Source organism: Hydrogenophaga sp. SL48 (assembly GCF_021729865.1).
Classification (GTDB): Bacteria; Pseudomonadota; Gammaproteobacteria; order Burkholderiales; family Burkholderiaceae_C; genus Hydrogenophaga.
In genome coordinates, this window is the sequence record NZ_CP063400.1 from 847,771 (window position 1) to 863,125 (window position 15,355).

Consider the following 15,355-nt stretch of genomic DNA (forward strand, 5'->3'; position numbering starts at 1 on the left):
ACCCCTAGGGGTAGACAGAATGTGAAACCACCCATCACGGAGTTCCCTCATGAGCGACCAAGCCACCGTCACCCTGACCCGCCAGTCCGGCTACCAGTTTCTGGTCGATTTCGGCCCCGCCATTGCGCAGCTGGCGGTGGACGAGCCGCCGCCGCTGGGGGGCGCGGCCGGCCCTGCGCCCGACCACCTGCTGCTGGCCGCCGTGGCCAACTGCCTGAGCGCCAGCCTGGTGTTTGCGCTGCAGAAATACAAGCAGGACCCCGGTCCGCTGAAAGCCACGGCCACCGCCACCACCGGCCGGAACGCGGCCAACCGCCTGCGCATCACCGACATCACGGTGCAGCTGGAGCTGGGGCGCCCCGCCGCCGAGCTGGAGCACCTGGACCGTGTGCTGGCCCAGTTTGAAGAGTTCTGCACCGTGTCGATGAGCGTGCGCCAGGGCATTGCGATCAACGTGCAGGTGCAGGACGGGACAGGAACCCGCCTCAAGGGCTGATGCGCGCGGGAATGTCGCCGGACCTTGATCGGGGACACGGTGGTGCCGTCCCGTTGGCGCTACAGTGAAAATCACCAGCCATCCACCACCTGCCTCTGGAACAACGCATGCGACTCACCCACTGGACCGACTACAGCCTGCGTGTGCTGATGTATTGCGCTGCCTGTGAAGGGCGCGAGCATCCGCCCACGGTCAACGAGATCGCTGAGGCACACGGCATTTCCCGCAGCCACCTCACCAAGATCGTGATGATCCTGGCGTCGTTTGGCTGGCTGGCCACCACGCGGGGTCGAGGCGGCGGTCTGCGTTTGCTCAAGCCTGCCGGGGAACTGACCCTGGGCGAGGTCGTGCGTCAGACCGAGACCGACATGACCCTGGTGGAGTGTTTCGATCGCAAGACCAACACCTGCCGCCTGGATGGCTATTGCCGGCTCAAGGATGTCCTGTACAAGGCGACGCAGGGATTCTTCGATGTGCTCGATGGCGTCACGCTGGCCGACCTGCTGGCGCCCATGGCGACGGCCAAGGCGGCACAGGCGGGGCAAGCGGGACAGATGCCGCACCTGATTCCCATCCAGCTGGCCTCGCTGAAGATGCCGGGAAAGGCGCCGGCCTCAGCGGCAAGGGTCGCTCCCGCCAGGCGGCCATCGGCCGCGCGCAAGCCGGGCAAAACCCAGACCGACTGACACCGGAGGGCGTTGCCTCAGTGCCACCGCCCCGTGGTGCTGACGCGGGCGTCGGCGTCAACGATCAGGCTGTCCACCTCGCGAAGGGGTGACAGCAGGTGCCCGCCTGCGGTGGCTCCCGCCACCATGATCGCGGCGCCCAGGCCGTTGACCGGATCGGGCTGGCGCGACACCGTGACCACGCCCCGCACGCCACGGCTGGGCATGCCCGTGCGCGGGTCCAGCACGTGGTGGTAACGGCGGCCGTCGCGCACAAAGCAGCGCTCGTAGTCGCCGGACGAGGCCACGCAGGCGTCGCTCACCTGCACCGTGTGGATCAGCCGCTCGGGCGCGCGCGGGTCGCGGATGCCCACGCGCCAGTCCTGGCCCAGGAGCTGGCCGCGCGTGAGCACGTCGCCACCGCCATTGACCATGGCATGGCGCACGCCACGCTGTTCGAGCACATGCAGGCCCGCCTGCAGGATGGGCAGTTTGGCCACGCCCCCCAGGTCGATGCGCATGCCCGGCCGACCCAGGCCGGCCTGGCCCGTCGCGGGGTGGACCAACACGTCGCGGAAGTCCACCAGCCGGCGTTCGCGGCGCAGGTCTTCCGGCGCGGGCATGCGGGCGTCCTGCGGGTCGAAGGACCAGCCGTGGTACGCGCCCACGGTGATGTCGAAAGCGCCCTCGCTGAGCCGCGACAGCTCGGCGGCGCGCTGCAGCACCGAAACCAGCTCGGGTGGCGCCTGCACCAGACCCTGGCCCGCGCTGCGGTGCATCGCGCTCACCAGGCTGTCGGCGCGGTGGCGGCTCATCATGCGTTCCAGGCGCTGCATCTCGGCAAAGGCCGCCTGCACGGCGGCCGCCGTGGCGTCCGGGCCGTCGCCCTGCGCCACGATGTCCACCCGCGTGCCCATCAGGACGCGGGAGGCGCGGTGGACGTCGGGGCTGGCCAGCGCCGGGCGCATGCCCAGACCGGCGACGAGCAGACCGCCCAGCCCGGCCAGGCACTGACGGCGTTGGAACAGTGGTGTCATGGTGAGGCCGGGTGAGGTCAGAGCGACTGGGCGACCATGTAGTCCACGGCGGCCTTCAGCTCGTCGTCGGTGAGGGTGCTGCCGCCGCCGCGGGGGGGCATCATGCCCTTGGCGCCGGTGAAGCCTTCGATGGCGTGTTTGTAGAGCGTGTCGTTGCCTTGCGCGATGCGCGGGCCCCAGTCGGCCTTGTCACCGGGCTTGGGTGCGCCAGCCACGTTGGCGGCGTGGCACATCGAGCACACCGAGCCATAGACCTTCTTGCCCACGGTGTTCTCGGCCACGGGGGCGGGCGCCGGCGCGGCCGCGGGCGCGGCGGCCACCGGGGCCGGCGCCGCCGGCGCTGCGGTGGAGTCGGCGGGCTTGTCGCCACAGGCCATCAGGGCGGCGCTGCAGCCCAGGATCAGGAGAAGCTTCTTGGCGTTCATGGGGAGTCCTTGAATGAGGTGTTGAAAGAGAAGGTCTGGATTTTAATATTCATACTACATGAATAATTAAACCGGCACTTGATCGATATCAAAGGGGGTCGGGCTTCAGCCATGGGTGTGCGGGGCGAGCCGCTGCAGCGATGCGGGCAGGCCTTGGCGCAGGTGCGCGGCCGTGAGCCATTCGCCACCTTCCCGCGCGGCGAAGGCGCGCGCCTGGTCCAGGGTGGTGAACGCGGGCAGGTTGCCCGTTCGCATCGGCCCCATCTGCCGCGACCCGTGCACGTACCAGGCCCGCTCGGCGGGAATCCAGGCGCCGGTGTCCAGGTCGGTGACGTACGAGGCGACGATGCTGGCGGCGCTCTGGCCGGCGGTGTAGCGTGGGACCCGCTGCAGGTACAGGAACAGGCTCAGGGGCGAGTCCAGGTACTGCACGTCGCCGTTGTGGAAGATGACCTGGGCCGCCCAGCGCCGCTGGCGGGCCGGAAACATGCCACAGACCGGACAGCGTGCTTCGGCCGGTACCTCGCGCGCCGCCCGCAGGGGCTGGCCTGAGGCGGGGTCGTGGGAGAAGGTGGGCGCCGTCAGGCACACATCGCCGGGCTGTGTTGCGTCCGCGCGGGTGGGTGCCGTGGCACTGCGCACCGAGCGGTAGCCCAGGCCGGCGAACGCGGCCGCACCGCCCAGCAGCGACAGACCGATGATGGCGCGGCGCGATGGCATCACATGCGGGTGTCGTGCAGCGCGCCGCCGCTGAGATCCACCATGTCGGGCTTGAGGTCGGCGTAGCGCAGCAGGCGGCCGCCGTGCTGCTGCACGAAGGCCTGCGCGGCGGCCTCGGTGGCGAAGCTCGCGGCCGTGGGCCCCATGGAGCCGTGGCGTTTGCTGCCCAGCACGTAGAGCGCCTGGCGCGCGTCGATCCAGTGGCCGCGGGGCTGGTCCCAGTCGGCCAGGGCCATGTCCTGCACGTGGGCGCTCACCACCGCGCGCACCTGCTCGGGGGCGATCAGCACCGACAGCAGCTCCACCGAATCGCAGAACCACTGCACCTCGGCCACGCCGTCGTAGCGGATCTGGCCCTTGGGGCCGGGGTAGTCGGCGAGCAGCATGCCGTCGAGCGAACAACTGGCCTGGGCGCTGATCTCGGCCGGGGCGCTGGCGCCGGAGGCGGCATCGCCGCTCTGGCCGCAGCCCAGCAGGCTGAGGGTGGCCAGGCCGGCGCAGCCGCACAGCAGGCGGCGGCGGTTCAGGGGGAAGTGGGATGGGGTGTTCATGGTCGGAATCTCCAGGAAGCCAGGGCAAGGGGTGCGACGATCCAGGCCAGCATGGCGCTGCTGAGCCAGCCCACCTGGCTCAGCGCCGGGGGCAGGATGCTGGCCAGGCCATAGAGGCGCTGCACGTCGTCGAGCGAAAACACGTTGAGGATGCGGAAGATGTCGGCCGGGTTCAGCAGCAGCAGGTAGGCGAAGGCCTGGCCGCCGAACTGGCCGCCCGTGGCCACCAGCAGGCCCAGCAGCAGCAGGTCGAACACCAGCACCAGCGCGAACCACAACGCGATGGCCAGACCCGAGGCGCGGGTGCGGTCGCGGGCCAGCACCGACAGCAGCACCGCCAGGCTCAGGAACGCCAGGCCCAGCAGCACCGAGCTGATCACGAAGCCGGCGTAGTGGTACAGGCCGGCCCAGCTGAAGCGCTGGTACAGCAGCAGCGCCACCAGCGCAAAGCCTGACACGGTGGACAGCGTCAGCGCACCCGCGAGCCCGAGGTACTTGCCCAGCAGCAGTTCGAGCCGCGTGATGGGCAGGGCCAGCAGCAGGTCGAGCGAACCGCGCTCGCGCTCGCCGACGATGGCGTCAAAGCCGAGCAGCAGCGCGATCAGCGGGATCAGGTAGATCACCAGACTGACCAGGCTGGCGATGGTCAGCTCGATCGATCGCGGACCGATCTGGCCTTGCGCGGCCGAGCCGAAGTAGGTGATGAGCAGCGAGAAGACGGTGAAGACCACGGCCACGGCCAGCACCCAGCGGTTGCGCAGCCGGTCGCGGAACTCCTTGGCGGCCACCGCCTGCACCTGGCGCCATTGCAATGAAACGTTCATGGGGCCTCCCTCAGGCCGAAGTACACGTCCTCCAGCGAGGGCTCGTGGATCTGCAGATCGCTCAGCTCCGCGTTGGCCAGCCAGGCCAGCACGCGCATCTTGTGTTCGCGGGGGCAACGCAGTTCCAGCAGGCCCGGTTCGCGCTGTTGCAGCGCGATGTCGATGCCGGCCAGTTGCCCGGGCAGTTCGGTGGCCAGCGTCTGCAGCCAGGTCGGCGCGGCGCGCAGCTGGAAGACCAGGGGCATGCGCGAGCGCTCGCGCAGCGCCTGCACCGAGCCCTGCGCACACACGCGGCCGTTGCTGAGCATGGCCAGGGCATCGACGCGCTGCTGCAGTTCGGCCAGGATGTGCGAGCTGATGACCAGGGTCACTCCTTGCGAGCGCAGCAGGTCGAGCTGGTCGTAGAAATCGCGGATCGCCGACGGGTCCAGGCCCGTGGTGGGTTCGTCGAGCAGCAGCAGCTGGGGGTCGCCCAGCAGGGCCTGGGCAAACCCCAGCCGTTGCCGCATGCCCTTGGAGTATTCGCGCACCGCGCGCCCGCCGGCCCGGGTCAGGCCGACGCGGTCGAGCAGGGCGGCGCACTGCGTCTGAGGCGCGCCCTTGAGGCGCGCGAAGAAGCGCAGCGTCTCCAGCCCGGTGAGGTTGTCGTACAGCACCAGGTTCTCGGGCAGGTAGCCCAAGGCGCGCCGGGTGGTGCGGAAGTCGGGGCCGTTCACCGCGCAGCCGTTGACCTGGATGCGGCCCTGGCTGGGGGTGATGAGACCGAGCACGAGTTTGAACAGGGTGCTCTTGCCAGCGCCGTTGTGGCCGATCAGGCCGAAGAGCTGGCCGCGCGGAACCCGCAGGCTCACGTTGTCCAGCGCCAGCAGCGGCGCACGCCGGCTGCCGTAGGGTTTGGTGACGCCCTCCAGGTGCAGGGCCTCAGCGGAAATACTTGTCACGCCATGTGCTCCAGTGGGGATGTTTCGGCGCCATGGCCGGATGGGGATCGATCACGCTGGGCACGCGCAGCACCGGGAACTGGTGTCCCAGCACGCGCAGGGCCTGCACGGCGGGGCTGCCCAGCAAGAGTTGAATGGAAGGGTGGCGCCACTGCAGGCGGTCCACCAGGTCGTTGGCTTCGTAGGACAGGTCGCCGATGCCGTTGCCGTCGCGGTCCCAGCCCAGGTAGTTGCTCCAGTGGTTGCCCTGGCCGGGCTTGGGGTGGCCCCAGGGTTCGTCGCGCGCGCCGACGTAGCGCACCTGCTCCCGGTTGGCGATGAAGTCGTTGCCCACGACCTGGTTGCGCGTGGACCCGGCCGAGAGGTGCACGCCGACGTGGTTGTCCACCACCAGGTTGTTGCGCAGGGTCACGTACTCGACGTCGTAGATGAAGAAGCCGCGGGCGTTGCCGGCCACCACGTTGTCTTCGATCACCGAGTCCTGCAGGGTGCGCAGCATGATGCCGTGGTCGGAGTTGCCCCAGGTGCGGTTGCCTCGCACCACCTGGTTGCGCACCTCCATCAGGGCCAGGCCGCCTCGGTTGTAGTAGCTGTCGTTGTCTTCCCACAGGTTGTGGTACGAGTTCATGTAGTGCGCGCCGTAGCGGCTGTGGTGCAGCCGGTTGCCGCGGAATTCGGCGTGGTGCGACACGTCGACGTACAGCGCGTCGCGCACGAAGCTGATGTCGTTGCCGGTGATGCGCGCGCCCTGCGTGTTGTAGAGCTGGATGCCGTTGCCGCGCTGCGAGGAGTTGAGGTCGCGCAGGCCGGTGATGCGGTTGTCTTCGATGCGCACCTCGTTGGCTTTTTCGATCCACAGGCCGAAGAGGTTGTAGGTCAGGTCGCAGCGCCGCACCACGGCGCGGTGCGAACCGGGCTGCACGTAGATGCCCGCGTGCTGGCTCTTCAGGCTGGTGCCCGAGTCGCGCACGATCAGGTTTTCGATCAGCACATCGGGCGAGGCGACGCGGATGGTGTCGCCGCGCTGGCCGCCGCTGAGCGTGGGGCGGTTGATACCGCGCAGCGTCAGGGGCTTGTCGATGCGCAGGTTCACGCTGTAGAAGCCGCGCGCCACTTCCACCACGTCGCCGGCGGCGGCCTGCGCCACGGCGGCCTGGATGTCGCCACCCGGTTCCACCCGCCACACGGCGGACCACGCGGAGCACGCTGGCAGGGCCAGGCCCAGCAGCCATGCACAGGCCAGCCGTTGGCGCCAGGAAGTGTGGGTCTTCACGCCAGATGCCCCAGGCTCTTGAGCACGAGGAACAGCGTCGCGCCGATCAGCAGGTTCTTGAAGCCGACGTAGCTGAGCATGTCCATCCAGTTCGCCACGCGGTAGCGCGCCTGCCACCACGGGCCGTCCTTCACGTAGCGCTTGCCCGCCATGCGGATCAGCACCTCGTAGACGCTCCAGCCGAACCACCAGCCGATGATGGCGCTGGCCGACAGGCGCCCGTCGGCCGCCAGCAGCCAGGCCACGCTCGCGGCCAGGGCCAGCGAGAGCCCGGCGAACTGCAGGGCGCGCTGCTTCTTCCAGCCGTCGCGGCTCCAGGGCCACAGGTGGTGCTGCACCTCCTGCCACAGGCCTTTGAGGCCAGGGGCACGGCCGCCGGGCCAGGGCTGGGCGGGCGCGGTGGGCATGCGCGGATCGGGGCCCTGCGCCGCCCGGGCGCTGACGGGCGAGACCGGTTCGATCGGGATGAAGTAGCCGTTGCGCCCGATCGGCGTGATGAGCAGGCCGTCGCGTTCGCGGCGCTTGCGCTCTTTGGCCAGCGGCGGGCAACCCTTCTGGTCGGTGTAGAGCACCATGCAGTCCAGGCAGTGCAGGCACTCGCGGTGGTCGATGCGGCCATCGGCGTCGATCGCCTGCGCGCCGCAGCCCACGGCGCAGGCCTTGCAGCTGTTGCAATCCTGCTTGCGCTGCAGGCCGAACCAGCGGAACGTGCTGGGCATGGCCAGAGAAGCGCCCAGCGGGCAGATGTACTTGCAGTAGGGGCGCTCGATGAACAGCGACGCACCCAGGATCACCACCACGAACAGACCGTAGGGCCAGCTGCGGTTCGTGATGCCGACCAGGAAGGTGGTCTTGAACGGCTCCACCTCGGCCAGCACCTCGGCCAGGCCCATGGAGAACATGGACACCACCAGCAGGCCGAAGAAGATGGCGTACTTCAGCCACTTGAGCCGGTCGTGCCAGACCTGCGGTACCTTGGTCTGGAAGCGCTTGAGGCCGATCACGCGCCCCACCTTGTAGAGCGCCTCGGAGAGCGAACCGAAGGGGCACATCCAGCCGCAGAACAGCCCGCGCCCGAACACGAACACGGTGACGATGATGAAGACCCAGAAGACGAAGATGAACGGGTCCGAGAGGAACAGCGACCAGGTCCACTGGAACAGCAGGGCGTGGAACCAGGTCAGCACCTGGGTGATGGAGGGCTGTGCCAGCAGGCCGAAGCCGACGAAGCCGATGCTCAGCGCCCAGGCCGAGTATTTGAAGGCGTTGACCGGCCATTTGTTCTTGTGGGTCGAGCGCCGCGTGAGCTTGTCGCGCAGGGCATAGACCACGGCCACCGCCAGCAGCAGGGCGGAAAAGAGGGCGATCTCGATGGCGCGCGACTTCCAGATGCGCACCCAAGGGGCATCTGGCTCGGTGACCACCGGGCGGCCGCCTTGCAGCATCTCGGCGGGCAGCCAGTACTTGGTCTCGAACACCGCGAAGCTGCGGTGCCCTGTGGCGCGGTCCACGCGGTTGCCCAGGAAGGCCAGCTTCCAGGGGTAGGCCGCCGAGAAGCTCTCGGAGCGGATCACGAAGATCGCCGACTCGGAGTAGCGCGGCGCGCCATCGGCTTCCAGTCCGTAGAGGTTGAACGAGTCCAGGTCGCGGAAGGTGAAGGCATCGGCGCCCTGCTTGACCTGGATGCGGTCGTAGATGCCACCGCGCACGAAGCCCGAGCCCTTGAAGGATTCGATGCCGGCACTGCGCACCACGAAGAGCGCCTGTTCGCTGTCTTTCAGGCGCGAGCGCAGCGTGGCGAAGCCCGACTTGCCGAGCAGGCTCTGGCCCACGTCGGGGTGGTTGAGGTCACCGAACCACAGCTCGATGAAGGGCTCGGCGCTGCGCTCCAGGCCCAGCTGCTCGGGCATCACGCGCAGGCGCTGCACCGCGCCCATCTTCACCAGCTCGTCCCAGCGGTAGGGCCGGCCGCTGGTCACGAAACGTGCGGGGTCGCGGCGGGTGGGTTCGATGATGCCGACCTGGCGGGCCACCGCCGAGCCCGAGAGCTGCATCACCTGGTTCTGCGCGATCACCGTGACGGTGGCGCCGGAGATGGCGTCCAGGCCCAGGATGTTTTCGTCCGGGCGCGAAGGACCGACCTCGATCTGGTCGGTGACCGACTTGCCGAGGTACTGGTTGTTGAAGTTGACCAGCGTGGACTCTGGAATGCCCAGCAGCAGGATGGGCTCGGAGTGCTTGAGCACCTTCACGCCGACGTAGCGGCCGCGCGCGTCCATGCCGATCAGCGTGATCACCGGCTTGCCGGAATAGGCCGGGGTGTCGGTGATGTCGGTCGAGAGCATCACGTAGCCCAGCAGGGTCTTCTTGCCCGGCTGTTGCGGGTCGGCGTCGCCGTAGGCCTCCACATACGGTGGCTGGCCCTTGCGCTGGGAAAAACTCTGGGCGCCCGGGAACACCTCCGCGCAGGGCACGAGGGCGCACAGGTCGGGGTTGGTGGCCAGGTCGGCGGGCAGATGGGCCTCGTAGGCCTGCGCCTGGGCATCGTTGCCGAGCGGGCTCAGCAACAGAGCAGCGGCGGTCAGCGCGGCCGAGAAAAGGCGTGCAATCGACATCGTTGGAATCCAGGGGGGCGGGGTCCGACGCCAGCGCCACACGGCGCGGGCATCGGTTCCGGCAAAGCAGGACCTCCCCGGGGGGAGGTTTTGAAGGCTTGTGGGCCTACCTTCGTGCAGCGCACTCCGGTGCGAGCTTGCTTGGGGCGGCCCGGCGCGACGCTCAGGCCTCCACGATCATGCGGGTGCGCATCTCCAGGTGCAGGGCGTGGCAGAAGTGCGTGCAGTAGCACCAGTACACGCCGGGCTCGCCCGCGGTGAAGGTGACCGATGCCGTCTCCTGCGGGTTCACGATGAAGTTGACGTCGTGGTTCGGGATCGCGAAGCCGTGCGTCAGGTCTTCGATCTTGTCCAGGTTGGTCAGGATCAGCGTGACCTCGTCACCCTTCTTCACTTTGAACTCGCGCAGCGAGAAGGCCGGGGCCTGCGATGTCATCTTCACGGTCACCTTCTTGCCGTTGCGCACCACGCCCGAGTCCTTCGGGTCCTTGACGGCGTTCGGGAAGTCGTCGAGGCTGTAGACCTGCTTGGGCTTGACGAGGTCGCGCTTGAAGATGATGAAGTCGTGCGGTTCGCCGCGCACCGGGTGGTCGGCCAGCAGCACCATCTTCTCGCCCGACATGTCGATGATCTGCTCGTTCTCGGCGTGCAGCGGGCCCACCGGCAGGAAGCGGTCTTTCGAGAACTTGCAGCCCACGGCGAGGTACTTGCCGTCGGCGGCAATGGTCTCCGACTGCGAGCCGTTGATGTGGCCCGGCTGGTACTGCACGTCCAGGCGGTCGACCACGTACTTGGCGGCCTTGTCGCCGGCGTGGAACTTGATTGCGGCGTCCACGTTCCATTTCACGATCTGGCTGTCCAGGAACAGCGTGGTGTAGGCGTTGCCACGGCCGTCAAAGGCGGTGTGCAGCGGGCCCAGGCCGATCTCGACCTCGGCCACGATGGCGTTGTCCAGCTTCTCGAGCTTGCCGTCGAACCATTCCAGCACCTTGGCCAGCTCGATAACCGTGGCGGTGGGCGAGAGCTTGCCGGCGCAGATGAAGTACTTCTGGTCCGGGCTGGCGTTGACGCCGTGCGGGTTCTTGGGCACCGACACGTAGGCGGTCAGCGCGGTCGTCGGGTCCTGGTTGGTGGTGTGCGTGCCGTCCACCACGGGCACCTTGGAGCTGCCGAAGGTCTTGAACTTGCCGGCCTTCACCGCCGCTTCGATGCGGGCGATGTTGAAGAAGATGCAGGCATCGCGCTCGGCGGACATCATGTCCTCGTACTTCGCGCCCATCTCGGTGTTGTACTGGTTCGACGCGGCCAGCTTGCCGTCGTAGGACGTGGCCACCAGGTCGCAGTTGCCGTCGATCAGCACCTGCCAGCGCACCTCCATGGTTTCGGCGTCGACGCAGCTGAACAGCGAACGGTACTTGCCCGCGTCCTCGGTGCCGGTGTTGGGCAGCGGAATGCCGAACTCGCCGCCGCAGAACACGCGCGTGGTGTAGTTGATGGCGGGGTCCACGGGGTCGCGTTTGTCGGGGAAGATGCCGTGGAAGCCCTGCACGTTGGGCAACTGCGTGATCTTGTCGCAGATGAAGTAGTCCAGTCGGATGCGTGCGATGCGGCTGTTGATCTTGTCGTTGATCCAGGCGTAGCGGCCGTCGTAGTTGCCGTCCTTGTACGAGGCGTGCGTGTGGTGGGTGTCACCCACGGTGTAGCGCAACGCGCCATTGGGCTTGGTGCCCATGATCGCCTTGGACTCGTTGGTGATGCCCCAGCCCACCAGGGCGTCGGGCACGAAGCAGGGGATGCGAAGCAGTTCGCGACCCGAGGGCATGCCGAGCACGCGCATGTCGCCGGTGTGGCCACCGCTCCACAGCCCGTAGTAGGTGTCGAGCTCACCGGGTTTGAGGTGCGTGGCGTTGGCGCCGGCGTGTGCGGCATCGGTGGCCGCGGCCGGTGCTGCGGCGGGGGCGTTGGCGGCACCCGACTCTTTTTCGGTGCAGGCCGTGGCGCCCAGTGTCAGTCCCGCGAGCGCGGCGGTGTTGAGGAAACGCCGGCGACCCCAAACGGTGGTGTCGTTGGCAGACAAAGTGCTGTCGTCTTTCATGTGTGAACCTCTTGGGTTTGGTTTTGGAAAAGGGGTGGACCACGCGCGGGGGGCGGCATGGCGGCGGGAGCGGGGGGCACGTGGCTGGCCACCTGGGCCAGCAGCGTGAGCGAAGGCAGGCCGACCGCCGGCAGCGTGGCGGTGGGCGGGGTCGGCAGGGCGGCGGGCAGGCAGAGCCAGCAAACGGTGGTGTGCGTGGGTCCGGAGTCGGGGCTGTCATCGGCCTGAACCCACTGGGTGCCGCTGCTGCTGCAGACCTCGGTCATGCCCTGGGGGGGCGGGATCGGCGATGAAAAGACGATTCCCCAGGCGAGCAGCAGGCAGAGCAGAAGCCATCGCTGCACTGCGCGTGTGGGTCTCGGGAAATGCGTCATGCGCGGACTATAGGTCCGATATCATTCACGTGGAGTGAATATTTAAGTGCATTTGACCTGCATCAATGGAATGGCCCCTTGAACCGCGGCGTGCGGTGCCCGCGCCGACCCCAGGCCGGCGTCGCCGTCCCGTGAGCCCACCGCGCCCCTGCGATGCCGGCCACGTCGCCGTGCACCAGCACGCCGTAGGCACGGCCGGCCAGGTGCTGCGGGTAGCCCCAGCCCTTCATCTCCAGGGCTTTGGCCTTGGCGGCGTTTTTGCCTGAGGTGGCGGTCGGGTCCGGGTTGCCGCCGTCGGCGCACACCATGCGGTCCATCATCAGCTTGAGTGGGCTCGGGCGCTGGTACCAGTAAACCGGGGTGACGATGAGCACGGCGTGGGCCGCGGTCCAGCGCTCGTGGATCTGTGCCATCCAGTCGTTGGTCTGGTTCAGCGCGTGGTTGGGGTCGCCGCTGCAGGGCCAGTGGCTTGCGCGGCGTCCAGGCGTTTTTTGGTGGCCACCCATTCATCGGACAGCAAGTAGTCTGGGTTCGCGTAACCCTCGCCGGCCTGGTGGGTGAACGGTGCCTTGCGGCCTTCGCTGAAGGCGGCCCAGGCAATGGCCTCCAGGCGGGCAATCGAGGCCTCTTCCGCGCGGAAGGCCGGGTCCTTGAAGGAGGCCCGGAAGCGCTCGGTGAACTGCGCCCGTGCCAAAGGGGCGGGCGCCTGCCCCTTGCGAATCTGGATCATGGTGGTCCCCTGGCGGCACATGCCGAGGGGTCCAATCTGGGCGTATGGCCCCACGGTGTCTGTGCGACGCCGCACCGAGCGCCGGCGGTCCCGCCGTGCCGCGTCAGCGGGGCGGGGTCAGGCCGGGGCCCACCACCAGCCCGCCATCTTCATGCCGAGCACCGTGAGCAGCAGCGAGCCGAGCAGGTGCAGGACCGCGGTGCCGAAGGCCAGCAGGTAGCGCGCGTGCTGCAACATGCCGACCACCTCCACCGAGAAGGTGGAGAAGGTGGTGAGCGCGCCCAGAAAGCCGGTCACGATGGCCAGCCGCCAGGCCGGGTCCAGCTGGGTCTGGCTGTGGAAGAACACCACCGCCACACCCACCAGCCAGGCCCCGATCCAGTTGGCTGCCAGCGTGCCCCAGGGCAGCACGGCGTGCCCCTGGTTGAGCCACAGGCTCAGCTGCCAGCGCGAGAGCGCGCCGACGCTGGCGCCGAGGCTGATGGCGATGACTTGCAACATGAGTGTTCGCTGGTCAGGTGGTGGTCGCTATCTTGCCCAGCTCACACCGTGGAACCGGCTTTGCCGGGCCACGGGTGTGGTCCCCCTGGGGGGAAGGCGCGCAGGGACGCAGGGGGTGCATGTATCAAAACGGCGGGTCGTCGTCGCCGACGGCGGTGACGGCTTCCTGCTTGGGCTTGGCCGGTGCCGCGGCCGGGGCGTCGGGCATCGCCATGCCGGGCACGATCTCGCCGCCCAGGGCTTCGATCAGTTCAGGGATCAGTTTTTGCAGCTCGCCGGTGCTCAGCGCCACGTCGGTGTCGAAGCCGCTGTCGCCGTCGCCCGCGCGGTCGTCGAACACGCCTTCGAGGAACGCGAGCTTCTTGAGCTGCATGGACTCGGTGAGCACGAAGCCGATGCGGCCTTCCCAGCTCATGGCCAGGCGCGTGGGCAGCTTGCCCTCGGTGATGTGCTTGCGCACCTCGTCGGTGGCGAGGTTGTGGCGGGTGAACTTCACCACGCTCTTCTCTTCGTCGCCCGATTTCAGCTCGCACTCGCGCTCGACCGAGAAGCCACCGGGCGCGCCGCCTTCGTCTTCGTCGGACACCGGGGCCGAGAGCCACGAGGTCATCGCGGTCTGCGGCGTGATGGCGGTCTGCAGCAGGGTGAGGGACAGGTCGTTGAACACGTTGACCAGCGCGGTCACCAGCTCGTCGGCCTTGCCCTGGCTGCTGGCGTCGGTGATCAGCAGGCCGTTGGCCAGGTCGATCCAGACCCACACCGCCATGCGGCGTGGAAAGGCCTGCGGCAGCAGCGACAGCAGCGCGTCTTCGCGCAGCTCTTTCATCTGCTTCTTGCCGGGCTTGCGGCCGGTGGTGGCCTCGATGTGCTCGGCTTCTTCATCCGCCTTCTCGCGCACGACCGAGCCGGGCACGGCCTTGCTCTCGATCATCAGTTTGAGGATGCGCTGCCCGGCCACGGACTCGGCCAGCGGGCCATTCGCCTCGCCGCGCGGCTCGACCCAGCCCACGGCTTTGTCCTGGGTGGCGCCACAAGGCACAAAACGGGCCGCGTCGAGCGCGGTTTCCATGGCTTCCAGCGTCGCGGTCCAGCCGGGCGCGATGCGGTAAATCGTCACATTCTTGAACACAGGGTATTTCTCTCTCGGTGGTCCGCGCGGCATTGCGCGGCCTTGCGTCTGATGATACCCAGCCAGCCACGGTCCGATGGAGGTGCACGGCCCAAGGCCAACGCGGAACCGGCTTTGCCGGGCCGCTGCTGGCGCCCCCTTCGAGGGGGTGACGCCGAAGGCGGCGCGGGGGTGTTCAGATGAGTGCCGTCAGTGGTTGCAGTCTGTAACCGGCGGCTTCGAGCGCGAGCCGGATCTGCTGGGCCGAGGCCACGGCGTCGGGCCCGTCGCCGTGCACGCAGATGCTGTGGATGGGGGTGGGCAGGCGCTGGCCGTCGGCGGTGACGATGCCGTGCGCGTCGAGCATGCGCAGCACGTGTTGCACGCAGGCCTGGGCGTCGTGCAGCACGGCGCCGGGCTGCGAGCGGGGTGTGAGCTGACCGTCTGGTTGATAGGTCCGGTCGGCAAACACCTCACGGCCCAAGCGCAGGCCGGCCGCCTCGCCGGCCGCTTCGAGCGCCGAGAGGGCGGGCGCGAGCAGGATGAGGTCCCGGTCCAGCGCCCGCACGGCGCGCGCCACGGTGGCGGCCACGCCAGCGTCGGCGCAGGCGATGTTGTTGAGCGCCCCGTGCGGCTTGACGTGCGTGACCCGACCGCCTTCGGCCGCGGCCATGGCCTGCAGCGCGCCGACCTGGTAGAGGATGGTGGCCTCCAGCTCCTTGGCCGACAGCTGCATCGCGCGGCGGCCAAAGCCTTGCAAGTCGGGAAACGCCGGGTGCGCGCCCAGGCTCACGCCGTTGGCCAGCGCGAGGCGCACGGTCTCGCGCATCACGACCGGGTCGCCCGCGTGGAAGCCGCAGGCGATGTTGGCGCTGCCGATCACCTGCAGCAGCGCCGCATCGTCGCCCATGCGCCAGGCGCCGAAACTTTCGCCGAGGTCGGCGTTGAGGTTGATGGTTTTGGCATTCATGAAGGGCTCCGGGTCAGAGGGTGAGCGGGC

Annotated in this window: 15 protein-coding genes and 1 pseudogene; 2 read left to right on the forward strand and 14 right to left on the reverse strand. The window is 68.5% G+C overall.

The genetic code is table 11. The features are described from left to right. Positions 1-49 precede the first annotated feature (49 nt). Together IM738_RS04075 and IM738_RS04080 are read left to right on the forward strand one after the other, a co-directional pair. Positions 50-496: an OsmC family protein gene (locus tag IM738_RS04075; RefSeq protein ID WP_236964621.1), complete on the forward strand. Its 447-nt coding sequence runs from the start codon at positions 50-52 to the stop codon at positions 494-496. A gap of 107 nt (positions 497-603) precedes the next feature. Then, positions 604-1,182: an Rrf2 family transcriptional regulator gene (locus IM738_RS04080; protein ID WP_236964622.1), complete on the forward strand. Its 579-nt coding sequence runs from the start codon at positions 604-606 to the stop codon at positions 1,180-1,182. Between the two features lie 17 nt (positions 1,183-1,199). Here the strand turns inward: IM738_RS04080 and IM738_RS04085 are convergent, their stop codons facing one another. From IM738_RS04085 to IM738_RS04150, 14 genes and pseudogenes are all read right to left on the reverse strand, one after another. Then, complete coding sequence (locus IM738_RS04085; protein WP_236964623.1) at positions 1,200-2,198, reverse strand: FAD:protein FMN transferase; 999 nt, start codon at positions 2,196-2,198, stop codon at positions 1,200-1,202. Positions 2,199-2,215: 17 nt separating this feature from the next. Continuing rightward, the gene (locus tag IM738_RS04090; protein WP_236964624.1) at positions 2,216-2,623 is read right to left on the reverse strand and encodes a c-type cytochrome; all 408 of its coding nucleotides are present in this window, start codon (positions 2,621-2,623) and stop codon (positions 2,216-2,218) included. 105 nt (positions 2,624-2,728) lie between these two features. After that, complete coding sequence (locus IM738_RS04095; protein ID WP_236964625.1) at positions 2,729-3,343, reverse strand: nitrous oxide reductase accessory protein NosL; 615 nt, start codon at positions 3,341-3,343, stop codon at positions 2,729-2,731. Beyond that, positions 3,343-3,894 carry a nitrous oxide reductase accessory protein NosL gene (locus IM738_RS04100; RefSeq protein WP_236964626.1) on the reverse strand — a complete coding sequence of 184 codons (552 nt, stop codon included), beginning with the start codon at positions 3,892-3,894 and terminating at the stop codon, positions 3,343-3,345. Before IM738_RS04100 ends, IM738_RS04095 begins: the two co-directional genes overlap by 1 nt. Continuing rightward, a complete protein-coding gene (locus IM738_RS04105) occupies positions 3,891-4,718 on the reverse strand; it encodes an ABC transporter permease (RefSeq protein ID WP_236964627.1) in 828 nt (275 codons plus the stop codon). The genes IM738_RS04100 and IM738_RS04105 overlap by 4 nt, the downstream gene beginning before the upstream one ends. Then, entirely contained in the window at positions 4,715-5,659 is a 945-nt protein-coding gene (locus IM738_RS04110; RefSeq protein ID WP_236964628.1) for an ABC transporter ATP-binding protein, read from the reverse strand. Before IM738_RS04110 ends, IM738_RS04105 begins: the two co-directional genes overlap by 4 nt. Beyond that, positions 5,640-6,932, reverse strand: coding sequence for a nitrous oxide reductase family maturation protein NosD (locus tag IM738_RS04115; RefSeq protein ID WP_442908486.1), 1,293 nt, complete (start codon positions 6,930-6,932; stop codon positions 5,640-5,642). Before IM738_RS04115 ends, IM738_RS04110 begins: the two co-directional genes overlap by 20 nt. Continuing rightward, complete coding sequence (locus tag IM738_RS04120; protein ID WP_236964629.1) at positions 6,929-9,547, reverse strand: NosR/NirI family protein; 2,619 nt, start codon at positions 9,545-9,547, stop codon at positions 6,929-6,931. Before IM738_RS04120 ends, IM738_RS04115 begins: the two co-directional genes overlap by 4 nt. 163 nt (positions 9,548-9,710) lie before the next feature. Further along, positions 9,711-11,642 carry a TAT-dependent nitrous-oxide reductase gene (nosZ, locus tag IM738_RS04125; RefSeq protein ID WP_236964630.1) on the reverse strand — a complete coding sequence of 644 codons (1,932 nt, stop codon included), beginning with the start codon at positions 11,640-11,642 and terminating at the stop codon, positions 9,711-9,713. Further along, the gene (locus tag IM738_RS04130) at positions 11,639-11,986 is read right to left on the reverse strand and encodes a DUF2946 family protein (RefSeq protein WP_236964631.1); all 348 of its coding nucleotides are present in this window, start codon (positions 11,984-11,986) and stop codon (positions 11,639-11,641) included. Before IM738_RS04130 ends, nosZ begins: the two co-directional genes overlap by 4 nt. Before the next feature lie 170 nt (positions 11,987-12,156). Then, a pseudogene (locus IM738_RS04135) lies at positions 12,157-12,746 on the reverse strand (NAD(P)H-dependent oxidoreductase); the annotation flags it as partial. A gap of 117 nt (positions 12,747-12,863) precedes the next feature. Further along, positions 12,864-13,247 carry a fluoride efflux transporter CrcB gene (gene crcB / locus IM738_RS04140; protein WP_236964632.1) on the reverse strand — a complete coding sequence of 128 codons (384 nt, stop codon included), beginning with the start codon at positions 13,245-13,247 and terminating at the stop codon, positions 12,864-12,866. 124 nt (positions 13,248-13,371) lie between these two features. Next, positions 13,372-14,376, reverse strand: a complete 1,005-nt coding sequence (locus IM738_RS04145) for a recombination-associated protein RdgC (protein ID WP_236964633.1) — start codon at positions 14,374-14,376, stop codon at positions 13,372-13,374. Positions 14,377-14,551: 175 nt separating this feature from the next. Continuing rightward, positions 14,552-15,325 carry a LamB/YcsF family protein gene (locus tag IM738_RS04150; RefSeq protein WP_236964634.1) on the reverse strand — a complete coding sequence of 258 codons (774 nt, stop codon included), beginning with the start codon at positions 15,323-15,325 and terminating at the stop codon, positions 14,552-14,554. Between the last annotated feature and the right edge of the window lie 30 nt (positions 15,326-15,355).

Excerpts from the sequence above, each read along its gene's own strand:
- IM738_RS04075 (WP_236964621.1), top strand. The coding sequence starts at position 50 with ATGAGCGACCAAGCCACCGTCACCCTGACCCGCCAGTCCGGCTACCAG.
- IM738_RS04080 (WP_236964622.1), top strand. The coding sequence starts at position 604 with ATGCGACTCACCCACTGGACCGACTACAGCCTGCGTGTGCTGATGTAT.
- IM738_RS04085 (WP_236964623.1), bottom strand. The coding sequence starts at position 2,198 with ATGACACCACTGTTCCAACGCCGTCAGTGCCTGGCCGGGCTGGGCGGT.
- IM738_RS04090 (WP_236964624.1), bottom strand. The coding sequence starts at position 2,623 with ATGAACGCCAAGAAGCTTCTCCTGATCCTGGGCTGCAGCGCCGCCCTG.
- IM738_RS04095 (WP_236964625.1), bottom strand. The coding sequence starts at position 3,343 with ATGCCATCGCGCCGCGCCATCATCGGTCTGTCGCTGCTGGGCGGTGCG.
- IM738_RS04100 (WP_236964626.1), bottom strand. The coding sequence starts at position 3,894 with ATGAACACCCCATCCCACTTCCCCCTGAACCGCCGCCGCCTGCTGTGC.
- IM738_RS04105 (WP_236964627.1), bottom strand. The coding sequence starts at position 4,718 with ATGAACGTTTCATTGCAATGGCGCCAGGTGCAGGCGGTGGCCGCCAAG.
- IM738_RS04120 (WP_236964629.1), bottom strand. The coding sequence starts at position 9,547 with ATGTCGATTGCACGCCTTTTCTCGGCCGCGCTGACCGCCGCTGCTCTG.
- nosZ (WP_236964630.1), bottom strand. The coding sequence starts at position 11,642 with ATGAAAGACGACAGCACTTTGTCTGCCAACGACACCACCGTTTGGGGT.
- crcB (WP_236964632.1), bottom strand. The coding sequence starts at position 13,247 with ATGTTGCAAGTCATCGCCATCAGCCTCGGCGCCAGCGTCGGCGCGCTC.
- IM738_RS04150 (WP_236964634.1), bottom strand. The coding sequence starts at position 15,325 with ATGAATGCCAAAACCATCAACCTCAACGCCGACCTCGGCGAAAGTTTC.